Genomic DNA, 12,665 nt, shown 5'->3' with positions numbered 1-12,665 from the left:
CTATGTCTAACTAATATTTCGCTTAAAATAACGTTATGCCGTACTCCTCAATTTTACGATATAGCGTCGTTCTTCCGATTTTCAATTGTCCGGCGGCTTTGCTAAGGTTCCATTCCGAGGCCTTCAGCGCCTTCTTGATCGCTGTGATTTCCGCGTCCTTCAACGAGAGTGGGTGATCTTTGCCTGATCCTGCTTGCACAGCCTCATCGGATTCTTCGAACGATAGATGCTCAGCGTCAATCGCCTGTCCTCCAGCTAGGAAGACCGCCTGCATAAGAATGCCGCTAAGCTCTCTTATATTGCCCGGCCAGCTGTAGGTTAACAGCTTCTGCTGCGCGGCTTCCGTTAGGAATGGACAGGGCGAAGCATGCTTCTGGAGTAAATGCACGGCTAATGTCAAAATATCGCTTCTTTCTCGTAAGGACGGCAGCGTAATATGTATCCCCTTCAACCGGTAATACAGATCAGCCCGAAATCGGCCAGCCTTAATTTCCGTGGCCAATTCCTTATTCGTTGCTGCAATGACTCTAATATCAATTGCTTTGCTCTTCGCGCTGCCTACCGGAGTAATCATGCCTTCCTGGAGTACTCTTAATAAAGCAGCCTGTGCACGAAGCGGCATATCACCTATCTCATCGAGGAAGATAGTACCCTTGTGCGCGGCCTCGAATTTCCCGGCATTGCCGTTTTTGTTTGCTCCCGTGAAAGCGCCGCGAGCATATCCGAACAATTCACTCTCGACCAGGCTGTCCGGGATGGCGCTGCAATTCAGTGCAATGAACGGCTCAGCCGACCGGGTGCTAGCGGTATGAATGGATTGCGCGAACAATTCTTTCCCCACACCGCTTTCACCCAATAATAAGACAGGAAAATCAGTCGCTGCCGCCTTCTTGGCCAGTTCTTTCTTCTCTATGAGGGCCGGACACGTGCCGACAATATCTCTAAACGTATACAAATGCTGCTCGTTTGCCGCATGCTTCTGAATGGAGACGGACTGCCACAGCTTCTGATGCTCATTATGAATGGTTTCGATCGAAAAGCCTTCCAACTTCGTAAACACTTTGCCAATGGCGTCACTTCCAACAATGCGGATAGCGGCATGATTAGCACGAAGGATGCGGTTATCACGGCTTAGAGAGAGCAGCGGTAAAGGATGATTTTGTGAGGAATGCTCAAGTTCTCTGAGGGTAATGAGATGCTCCTTCTTCGACTCCTCCAGCAGAATTTTGTTCTGCAGGGAAAGGGCTGCCATACAGGCAAGTGTAAACGTATAGGCGTGGTAATTCTCTTGTTTGCCGCTAATATTGATGATACCGATCAGCTCGCCGATTGAATTGAAGACGGGTGCTGAGGCGCAGGTCAAGAAGTGATTGGAGTTGAAATAATGCTCTTCGGCATGCACACGTACGGGTTTTTTCTCTGCGAGGGCGACACCAATGGCATTTGTTCCTTTTCTTCTCTCGGTCCAATTTGCTCCAACTTGCAGCTGAACCGCTAACGCCCGGCGGGAGAAATCGATATCTCCGACCGTGTGAATAATGGTTCCCTCCGTATTGATAAGCAGCGCCATCTGGCCGGATTGCTTGATGCCTGTGTGCATTTGCTCGAATATTTGCTCCGTGTAATGTATGGTTTGCTCGTTTTGCCTTAATAGAGATTGAATGTGGCTTCCGGTTAAGATGTCATCGTCAATGGGGTCGGTGGGCATTAAACCAAGTTCGTGACAGCGCTTCCAAGATGACGCCGCCGCTTCTGATAAAAAGTTATTTTCCACGGATAGCAAAAATAAACACCTCCATTGCAATCAGTTTCCTAACCCGATCATATCATAGTTGCTTTTATTAATGGAGTGCTGAAAGAAAGAATGTCCCAAAATGGAACACTTCCGTTGTTTCAGAGCGGAACAAAAACTAGTAAGCGCGCACCATATTGTCTTATTGGAGGGCATTCAATATGTTGGCACGATCCTTGCTAATATATTTAACGTATTCCATTTTAAGGAGGCTGAGCTAAATGATTTATGCACAACCTGGACAAAACGGATCAAAGATTACATTTAAAAAACGGTACGAAAATTTTATCGGAGGACAGTGGACTGCGCCTATTAAGGGCCAATATTTTGACAATCCATCACCCGTAAATAACCGCGTTTTCTGCGAGGTTCCACGCTCATCTTCTGAGGATATCGAGCTAGCTTTAGATGCAGCGCATGCTGCAAAGGACTCATGGGGGCGCACACCCGTTGCAGAGCGTGCCGTCATTTTAAATAAAATTGCCGATCGCATGGAAGCGAATTTGGAAATGCTCGCGGTTGCCGAGACCTGGGATAACGGGAAGCCGGTTCGGGAAACGCTTGCGGCTGATCTGCCACTAGCAATCGATCATTTTCGCTATTTTGCAGGATGCATTCGCGCCCAGGAGGGTTCGCTCAGCCAATTGGATGACAATATGGTAGCCTACCATTTTAATGAGCCGCTTGGCGTCGTCGGTCAGATTATACCGTGGAACTTCCCACTGCTTATGGCGACATGGAAGCTTGCTCCGGCACTTGCGGCCGGAAATGCGGTCGTCCTCAAGCCAGCTGAACAAACGCCGGCATCCATACTGGTGCTGATGGAGCTCATTCAAGATTTGCTGCCGCCGGGCGTACTTAATATCGTCAACGGCTTCGGACTTGAAGCCGGTAAACCGCTTGCCTCGAGTAGCCGCATCGCGAAAATCGCCTTTACCGGCGAGACGACGACAGGCCGCTTAATTATGCAGTATGCTTCGCAAAACCTGATACCAGTCACCTTGGAGCTGGGTGGCAAGTCGCCGAACATTTTCTTTGAGGATGTGGTCAAAAGTGATGACGCTTTCTTCAATAAAGCGCTCGAAGGCTTTGCGATGTTCGCCCTGAATCAAGGAGAAGTGTGCACCAGCCCGTCACGCGCATTCATTCAGGAATCGATTTATAATCAATTTATGGAAAGAGCCTTGAAGCGAGTCGCAGCCATCAAACAAGGCAACCCTCTGGATACGGAAACGATGATTGGTGCACAAGCCTCTACCGAGCAGGTTGAGAAAATTATGAGTTATATCCATATCGGTGCAGAGGAAGGTGCTGAATGCCTGATCGGCGGAGGTCGGGCAAAGGTGGAAGGAGAGATTTCCGAAGGCTACTACATTCAACCGACAGTTCTGAAGGGGCATAACAAGATGAGGATCTTCCAAGAGGAGATATTCGGACCGGTTCTTTCCGTTACGACGTTCAAGGATCAGGAAGAAGCGCTGGCGATCGCGAATGACACGCTCTATGGTCTTGGCTCCGGCGTATGGACGCGCGACATGAACACGGCCTACCGGATGGGGCGCAGTATTCAAGCCGGCCGCGTATGGACGAATTGCTACCATGCGTATCCTGCTCATGCAGCCTTCGGAGGCTATAAGAGCTCGGGCATTGGCCGCGAGAATCACAAAATGATGCTCTCCCATTACCAGCAAACCAAAAATCTACTCGTCAGCTACAGCCCCGACGCACTGGGCTTCTTCTAAGAGAGCCGTACGATGACGATAGAAGTGAGCAAGGTTGTTGCTACCGATGCCGCTCTAGAGCTAATCGAAATCGTAAAGGCAAAGCATGGCCCTGTCATGTTCCATCAATCCGGCGGCTGCTGCGATGGCAGCTCTCCGATGTGTTTCGCGCAAGGGGAGTTCCTAATCGGCGACAGCGACGTATGGCTAGGGGATATAGGCGGCGCCCCCTTCTATATGAGCAAGTCGCAATACGAGTATTGGAAGAATACGATGCTCATCATCGATGTGGTGCCCGGCAGAGGCGGGATGTTCTCGCTTGAGGGGCCGGAAGGGCGACGCTTTCTGACTCGCTCGAGGATGTTCTCGGATGAGGAGCGGCGTGTGTTAGGTCTCTAAGCTTTTTATAGGATAGAATCAAGAACCCTGTTCTCTTCCTTGACGAAGGGAGCAGGGTATTTTGTGCTGCAGGCAGAGTTTTACAAGAAAGGTTCCTCTCATATTCGGCCTATGACCATGAAGCAAATCACAGAAAGGCTGCATGTGCATGATTCAACGGTAAGCCGTACCGTAAATAATGGCAAGTTGTACAGCTTGCAACAATTTCTTTGATTTTTTCCTGGCAAGCTAAGGATGTTGCATGTTGTACAACAATTTAGCCTCTTTCTATGCTTTGGAGCTACTTTTGGCTGGAATTGTTGTGTTTTTTGCAACATTCACGTGGAAATGGTGTTATTTGCTTGCCAAAAGTTGTAGAAAATACAACATTCCACGGACAGGCAAGCGATGTCTAGCCTGCGTGGCATCAACTTTTACAAACAACCAGAAACAAAGTTTAAACTTCATATTTAAATTCTAAACTTTAAAGTTTAAACCTTAACGTTTAAATCGTACAGTTTAAAGCTTAAATCTTGAATCTTAAATTCTAAACTTTAAAGTTTAAAGTTCATTCCAGCTAGCTGCTAAAAATACCAATTCCTCCAAATACCCTCTCAATTGGCCCTAGTAGCGCGAATGTTTATATAAACTCAAATAAGGCCACCGGAGAGGGGAATAGACTTGACAAAGAACGAAGTCTTAACCACTACCATCACGCTGTCTATTGATAATGGCAGCAGTCACGTTAAAGTGATTTATGACCATTTGGACTGTAACTTTATTTTCCCTAATGTACTAGCGCAACCGTTTGGTGAACGATTTCTTTTGATGGAACAAGGTGATCCCTTGGATTTTCTTGACGTGCAGATTACATCGCCTTCGATTGAGAGCGATCAGTACCGGCATGTTTACGTGGGTAACTTAGCAATCGGTGACGAAGGGATTATTCATGAAATAGTAGGGGATAAAGCGGTGCAAAAGAAGGCCCAGAGGCCCGAAACGATGGTGACTCTCCTTACGGCTGCGGCGTATGCCATTGCCAAGAAACATGAGGATGCCATCAGGCGTGGGAAGAAGCGGATTAAAGCCGCTGTCAATTTGGGTACGGGCCTGCCGATTCGTGAAATAACGAAATTCCGTGAGGAATTTGCTAATAAGATTACAGGAGGCGTACATTCCGTTACATTCGGGACAACCCCCATATTTAAAGGGATAACGGTGGAAATGGAATTTTCGCTTCCAACCGATATCAGCATAGACGATGTATCCGGTGTTTACGACCTTGAGGCCACTTCCAAATCGCATCTATCCCACAAAGGCTTTGGTATCGCGGATGTAGGTGGTGTTGACATGGATATCGCGTTCTTCAAACCCGGTCTCGATCTGGATCAGAGGCACTCTACTGGTGCTAAGATCTACCTCAATGATGCTTTAGAGAGCATTCGCAACGAGGTTAACTCGCAAGGCGAGGAGTTGATCGCAAGCACAGCGGAATTAACTCTCATGCTGGTCAACAAAGAGTATGAGATTTATGCGGAGGGTAAGGTTGTCTTTGACATGACAAGCCTTATTAATCGGCATATGCGCATATTAGCGGAGAAAGTGTTGAAATACGCTCGCAACTCTTGGAAGCATGTTCGCTACGCCAACGAGTTTTGGTTTATCGGCGGTGGAGCGGTCGTGTTGCAGCCTTGGATTGAGAAATTAAACGCCGAGCTGGGCTTGCCCATTAAGTTTGATACCGTGGAACACAGCCAATTCCGAAATGTGCGAGGCACCTTTCTTATGCTTGACCACGCGCTGAAACATGAGGACGAAACCGCGGCAGCCAGTGCTGATTCTGAAGGATTATCCGAGAGCGGGAGCGGTTCGGATTGAAAAAGCGGAGATCCACCGTTTACGTTCGTTCCGGTAAGGATGTTACACTCTATATTCCATCAGATACACCGCCTGAGGTCATCGACTATTTGAATCAGTTGAAAATGGAAGGCATTTTCAGTCAAGGCATCATGGATATTTTGACAAGATATGTTCGTGAAGAGCAATCGAATAAGCGACCTGTTGTAGAATTATTTCCCGGGAAAGAAATAGACTCGGACATGGATAATGCCGTTTCTCTAGCAGACAGCTATAGTGACATGGAGTCGGCAGAGCCTATTGAACCTGCTCATGAAGCGAATGATGATTTCAACCAGCCAAAGAAGGAGATCCCGGGTGCCAATGATCAGAAAAAATTCAGCTTGGCGCAAATATTCCGGCAATCTCGGCACAATTCGGGAAAGCTAGTACAATCCTCGGATCATGGCAACAATAATGAGTAGGTGAACTCCATGGTAATGAAAAGGAGGACATCAGATGGACAACGGACAAGCTAAGGACGCAGCGCGTCATTTTAATCTTTCAGATGAAGTTTTTCACCATCCCGGTATGGATATTTATACACAAATGACCTTTATCGTCTTGAAATGTTTTTCTTCGGAATCGAACATTCCAGGATTATCTGATATTGCTAAGCTCGGTCGCATGAATATCAAGCAGGCGACTAAATCTTTACAGCAACTCGTGGAGCTGAGAATTGTCTCGCACAAAATATTCCGCCGTATGGTGGGAGATTTCCAAGACGATCGACTTTCCTGGGCTGCAAAGGGCTTGCTTACGTTTTGCAAAGAGAACCCGAACATCGACCTAGACGATCTAGTGGAGCTGTCCAGCGAATCGGGCGAGGATGAACATAGCATACGCAAGGCTCTTAAGGAATTGAACGAATATGGGTACTTGGAAGAGTACCCTGTATGGAGCAGAATCGCTAACTAAGGTATAGCGGACGGACAGAATCAATTTTGTAAAACACCCTGCAAGTCTGATGGTACTTAAAATAGACCATGCTATCTACGATTGTAGAAGCATGGTCTATTTTTAAGTTGGAAAGACTCTAAATAGTTCGATAATCATATAGTATACAACATCTTATGTAAGGGGTATCCAATCAAATATTGTCGAATTATAATGCAAGTTTTATAAATATAGGAAAATTATTGGTTTTTTAACTAATTAAGAAGATCAAAAGTACTAGAATATATACGGAGAATGACTTTATAGTTAAATTTACCTATTCAAACTATTAGGAATATAGTATTATGGCAGAGATAGAAGTATCGAAATCTCAAGTGAAAAGGGCAAATCACAGGAAACTGTGAGACGCAAAGCCAAGGGCCTGAAACGCGTATTAAAAAACGCGAATGGCAGCCGGTTACCACAGGGAATCATAGTGTTTTTCTATGAACCTTGTTTAAGGTTCTTTTCTTTTTTTTGAGATCTATCAATCCTTATTATAAGAAGGGAAGTCAGATGTCAATGAAGAAATCAAGACAAATGTCTATGGTTCTCACACTGCTTTTATTTGTTCAATTAATTTTTCCAGCCTTACATGCGTGGGGAGCAACAGACAACGGAACCATCTTACCTCCGAGCAATCTTGCTACTCAACTTCTGACGCCTGATGATGTGAAATTGACGTGGAGTCCGGTGTATGGAGCTACAGGATACACTGTATACAGCATCACCTATGGGCAGCTTATCAATGTCGGGACAACGACAACAGCTTCTTTTACCATGAATGACCTGACTGAGGGCTCTTACAGTTATGTGGTGTCTACTTTAAGTTCAGGTGGCGAATCGGGCCCATGTGCTCCGGTGAATATCAATATCACTTATCCGGATATGATTGCCCCGGCCACTTTAACGTACACCATACAGAATGGCAATAATATCGTTTTGAACTGGGGAACAGCTCCTAATGTACAAACATATAATTTGTATGTAAATCAAGAAGGCGGAAGAAAGTTAGTCTATTCGGGGACAGCGAGAACTTTTACCGTCAACAATGTCGCAGAGGGAATATATACATATACGGTAACAGCTAGTCATACTTTGTACGGAGAATCTCCAAACTCTGCACCGGTAGAAATTGCTGTCGGCTACCCGACGATGACGGCTCCTAGCGGTTTAACGTATACGGTGGCTACCGATGACGTTACACTGAAGTGGAATACTACTGCTTATGCAACTGGCTATAATGTCTATCAAATTATTGATAATCAAAAAGTATTAAAAAGCAGCAAAATAACGGGAACAACCGTATCCTATATGAATTTGCCCGCTGGAAATTATACATACATAATTCACTCTTTCAGTGACCGTTTCGGAGAGTCTGTCGAGGGTAGCACGATTTCATTAACCGTAGGAACAATGGTGCCGCCAAGCAACCTAACTTTTAAACTTCAAAATGTGAATGATTTGGTACTAACTTGGAGCGCTGCGACCAACGCGACCTCTTACAAGGTGTATCAAGTTATCAATGGAGAAAAAATATTGAAAAACACAGTAACTGGTACGACGGTTACATTTACGAATATGCAGGCAGGCGATTATGTATATGAAGTTCATTCGTCCAATAACTTGTTTGGCGAGTCGGTAGACGGCAGTACGGTTTCCTTGAGTGTAGGATCGGTTACGATGACTCCTCCGGTAACGTTTACTTCCAAACTGCAAAACCTGACTGATATTGTACTGACTTGGACGGTTGCACCCAATGCTACCTCCTATAATATCTATCAAGTTATTGGTGATCAAAAAGTACTGAAAAGCACTGTGACGGGCACGACGATTACCTACGTTAACATGCCTGCGGGTGATTATGTATACGAGGTTCATTCTGTTAGCACCCGTTTTGGTGAGTCAGCTGAAGGAACACAAACTGCCTTAACGGTAGGGGAAGTAGTCATGGCTGCTCCGGGGAATTTCGCATACAAATTTCAGAATGTAAATGACATCGTACTGATATGGACGGTTGCACCTAATGCTACGGCTTATAAAGTGTATCAAATCGTAGACGGTGCAAAGGTACTTAAAAGTACAGTAACCGGAATGACTGTGACCTATGCAAATATGTCGGCTGGCGATTACCTGTATGAGGTTCATTCCTATAGCGATCGATATGGGGAATCCGTGGCAGGGAGCCAGGTATCGATTACGGTAGATGCTGTAACCATGGCAGCTCCGGGAAATCCGACTGCAAAGGTTCAAAATGTGACAGATGTCGTATTAACATGGACTGCTGTTGCAAATACAACCAATTACAAAGTGTATCAAGTTTCAGGCGGTCAAAAAGTATTGAAATCCACGGTGACAGGTACGACGGTAACTTATACAAATCTGGCAGCAGGAGATTACACGTATGAAATTCACTCGAATTCCACACGATTTGGAGAATCGGCTGAAGGTGCTCAGGTAACTTTCTCTATCGTACTTCCAACGATACTGCCACCAACCAATTTGGTGCAGAGTGTAACATCGGCTACGGCGTTTTCTTTAAACTGGGACGCAGCAGCAAATGGTAACAGCTATAAAGTGTATCAAATAGTTAATGGTCAAAAAGTATTGAAAAGCACAGTAGCTACAACAACGGTATCTTATACCAATATGCAGCCTGGTGATTATACGTATGAAGTTCATACGGTTTCAACACGATTTGGAGAATCAGTAGACGGCGTGCAATTGACATTCACTTTGAATGGGCAAACGATGCAAGCTCCGGCTAGCCTGACTTACAGTTTGGCAAATGTGAATGATCTGACCTTGAGGTGGACATCAGTACCTTACGCAACGAGCTATAAAGTGTACCAGGTTATTGATAGCCAAAAGGTTCTGAAAAGCACATTAACAGGCCTAACCGTAACCTATACTAATATTCCTGGTGGGGATTATCATTATGTAGTTGATTCCTACTCAACGATTTTAGGAGAATCCCCGGAGGGTGCTGAGGTAAGCTTCAATTTGACTCTTCCGACAATGGTAGGGCCGGGTAATCTGGCAGCTAAAGTACAGAATGGCAACGATGTGGTTTTAACTTGGGATACAGTACCCTATGCTAACAGCTACAAAGTTTATGAAGTTGTGAATGGTGTAGAGGTTCTGAAAAGTACAGTGACCACGTTGACAGTAACGTACACGAATGTAACAGCTGGGGATCATACGTATGTTGTTCACTCTGTGAGTACTAAATTCGGAGAGTCGCTGGAAGGAAGTAAAGTGAACCACTCCATGGTTTTCCCAGTGATGCAAGCACCGGGAAGTCTGACCCAGACGATTGCAAACGGTAATGACATTACCCTTAAGTGGGATACAGTACCCTATGCTAACAGCTACAAAGTCTATGAGATTGTGAATGGCACAGAGGTTTTAAAAAGCACAGTGACCACGTTAACCGTAACATACACGAATGTGACAGCTGGGGATCATACGTATGTTGTTCACTCTGTGAGTACCAAATTCGGAGAGTCGTTGGAAGGAAGTAAAGTGAACCTCTCCATGGTTTTCCCAGTGATGCAAGCGCCGGGAAGTCTGACCCAGACGATTGCAAACGGTAATGACATTACCCTTAAGTGGGGAACAGTCCCTTATGCCAACTCTTATAAGGTATATCAAATCGTTGACGGTCAGAAGGTATTGAAAAGCACTGTGACCACTACTTCCGTAAGTTATCTTCGTTCACCTGCGGGTGACTATACGTATGAAGTCCATTCATACAGCACTCGTTACGGTGAATCGCAAGAGGGGAGTCAGCTTAGTTTTACGCTAGATCAGAATTGGACTGCTGCACCGGATCAAGTGACTCAAACGATTGTGAATGGCAACGATATCACCCTGCAATGGGGGGCCGTGGCTAATGTAGCATCCTATAACATTTATCAAGTAATTAACGGTGAGAAAGTTCTGAAGAAATCGCAAACAGCAACCACATTTACTTTTGCAAACATGCCTGAAGGAGAGTACACCTATGAAGTTCATTCAGTTGGAACTCGATTCGGGGAATCTCCAGATGGAGCAAGTGTAAGCTTTACATTGGATTTCCCTGTGATGCAGGCACCTGCTACATTAACGCAGACAATTGCGAATGGTAATGATATTACTTTAAAGTGGGGAACTTCAACTTACGTTACATCTTATAAAGTTTATCAAGTAGTTGATGGTGAAAAGGTGTTGAAAAGCACACTGACCGGAACAACTGTAACATATACCAATATGCCTGCAGGTGATTATACCTATGAAGTGCATTCCTATAGCAGCCGTTTCGGTGAGTCCCCAGAGGGACGGCAGCTCACGTTTACGCTGGTACATCCGATCATGCAAGCACCTGCTAATGTGACGAAAAGTATAACGAATGGCAACGACATTTCTTTATTGTGGGGAACTTCAACTTATGCTACTACCTATAAAGTTTATCAGATTGTAGATGGCCAAAAGGTGCTGAAAAGTACACAGACGGGCACAGCGATAGGATTTTACAACATGCCTGCTGGAGATTATACCTATGAAATTCATTCATACAGCAGTCGCTTCGGTGAGTCTCCAGAGGGAGGCGAGCTCTCATTTACACTCGTACATCCAGTTATGGAAGCACCGGGTAATGTGACAAAAAGTATCACGAATGGCAATGACATTACTTTAAAATGGGGAACCGTAACGTACGCTACGGCTTATCGTGTCTACCAAATCGTAGATGGTCAAAGAGAATTGAAAAAAACACAAACGGGTACAACCGTAACGTTTACCAACATGCCAGAAAGTGACTACAATTATGAAATTTACTCCTATAGTGATCGATTCGGTGAATCGCCGTTAGCAGGGCTCTCAACTTTTACTTTAACTTGGCCGGTACTTCAGCCATCGCAATTGAAAGGAACAGTCACGAATGCTAATAATCTAACATTAACTTGGACGACGGCAACTTGGGCCAATGAATATCGCGTTTATGAGGTGACAGGCGATACTCGCCAATTAATGTACAAAGGTGCGGCTTTAACAACCCAGCTATTCAACCTGACAGAAAAAAACCATTATTACGAATTAGTGATTTATAATACACGGTTTGGAGAGTCTGCACCTTCCAATCGGTTAAATTTTGATATTATTTTCCCTGATATGCAGTCCCCAGTGGCAAGTTCGAGGCTGCTAAGTCCAACAAGCGCTGTAATTACATGGAATTTTGTCACGTACGCTAATGGTTATAACGTGTATGAAATTGTAAATGGACAACCGATATTGCTAGTTAAAAACTTAAACAACCTGTCTTACACAGTAAATAACCTATCTTATGCTAACCACCTGTATTATGTATCTTCGTATAGTAATTCATTTGGTGAATCGGATCCTTCCAATACAGTTGAGGCAAAGCTGATCATCGATACTGAGGCACCGGTAACGACAGCAACTGCACCAGCGGATTGGACGAATCAAATTGCAGCAGTAACATTGTCGGCAACCGATAATGAAACGGGAGTGGCAAATACGTTCTATTCTTTGAACGACCAAGCTTTCGTGTCCGGAACTGCCGTTACTATTAGTCAAGAAGGCAATAATAAAGTATCTTATTATTCTGTAGATAAAGTAGGCAACACGGAAGCGACAAAAATCATTTATGTGAAGATTGACAAAATGGCTCCGTTGACAAAGGCAAGTGTTGTTCAAGGATGGTCTAAGGAAGCAATTGTGACGCTGGCAGCAATAGATGATCAAAGCGGCGTAGCCAAGACGCTTTACTCCGTGAACGGAGGAGTCTATGCAGAAGGCACAAGCGTGACAGTGAGTCAAGAAGGCGTGAGTCAGGTCAGCTTCTACTCGGTTGACCAAGCGGGCAACGCAGAGAAGGCACAAACCGTAGAAGTGAAGATTGACCGCACGGCACCAGTAACTACAGCGACCGCGACAGAAGG

8 protein-coding genes and 1 riboswitch are annotated in these 12,665 nt (G+C 45.1%); of the genes, 7 read left to right on the top strand and 1 reads right to left on the bottom strand.

Translation table 11 applies throughout. The features are described from left to right. Positions 1 to 22 precede the first annotated feature (22 nt). A complete protein-coding gene (locus GC102_RS16175) occupies positions 23 to 1,774 on the bottom strand; it encodes a sigma-54-dependent Fis family transcriptional regulator (RefSeq protein WP_312883298.1) in 1,752 nt (583 codons plus the stop codon). 239 nt (positions 1,775 to 2,013) lie between these two features. On the opposite strand from GC102_RS16175, the gene adh reads away from it, so the two are divergent. From adh to GC102_RS16140, 7 genes are all read left to right on the top strand, one after another. Further along, positions 2,014 to 3,534, top strand: coding sequence for an aldehyde dehydrogenase (adh, locus tag GC102_RS16170; protein WP_171690476.1), 1,521 nt, complete (start codon positions 2,014 to 2,016; stop codon positions 3,532 to 3,534). A gap of 12 nt (positions 3,535 to 3,546) precedes the next feature. Beyond that, complete coding sequence (locus GC102_RS16165; RefSeq protein WP_171690475.1) at positions 3,547 to 3,912, top strand: DUF779 domain-containing protein; 366 nt, start codon at positions 3,547 to 3,549, stop codon at positions 3,910 to 3,912. Between the two features lie 63 nt (positions 3,913 to 3,975). After that, positions 3,976 to 4,125, top strand: a complete 150-nt coding sequence (locus tag GC102_RS40070) for an RNA polymerase factor sigma-54 (protein WP_312883296.1) — start codon at positions 3,976 to 3,978, stop codon at positions 4,123 to 4,125. Between the two features lie 447 nt (positions 4,126 to 4,572). Then, positions 4,573 to 5,769, top strand: coding sequence for a ParM/StbA family protein (locus GC102_RS16155; RefSeq protein ID WP_171690474.1), 1,197 nt, complete (start codon positions 4,573 to 4,575; stop codon positions 5,767 to 5,769). Next, positions 5,766 to 6,212: a hypothetical protein gene (locus tag GC102_RS16150; RefSeq protein WP_171690473.1), complete on the top strand. Its 447-nt coding sequence runs from the start codon at positions 5,766 to 5,768 to the stop codon at positions 6,210 to 6,212. Before GC102_RS16155 ends, GC102_RS16150 begins: the two co-directional genes overlap by 4 nt. A gap of 34 nt (positions 6,213 to 6,246) precedes the next feature. Continuing rightward, a complete protein-coding gene (locus GC102_RS16145) occupies positions 6,247 to 6,705 on the top strand; it encodes a hypothetical protein (protein WP_171690472.1) in 459 nt (152 codons plus the stop codon). A 351-nt stretch (positions 6,706 to 7,056) separates the two neighbouring features. Next, positions 7,057 to 7,149: riboswitch (cyclic di-GMP riboswitch) on the top strand. A gap of 90 nt (positions 7,150 to 7,239) precedes the next feature. After that, positions 7,240 to 12,665, top strand: a 5,426-nt coding sequence (locus GC102_RS16140; protein ID WP_171690471.1) for an OmpL47-type beta-barrel domain-containing protein, incomplete at its 3' end; no start/stop codon positions are given.

Origin of the sequence: Paenibacillus germinis (assembly GCF_013141785.1) — a bacterium.
Taxonomy (GTDB): domain Bacteria; phylum Bacillota; class Bacilli; order Paenibacillales; family NBRC-103111; genus Paenibacillus_E; species Paenibacillus_E phytorum.
This window is presented reverse-complemented; position numbering and strand designations above follow the sequence as displayed.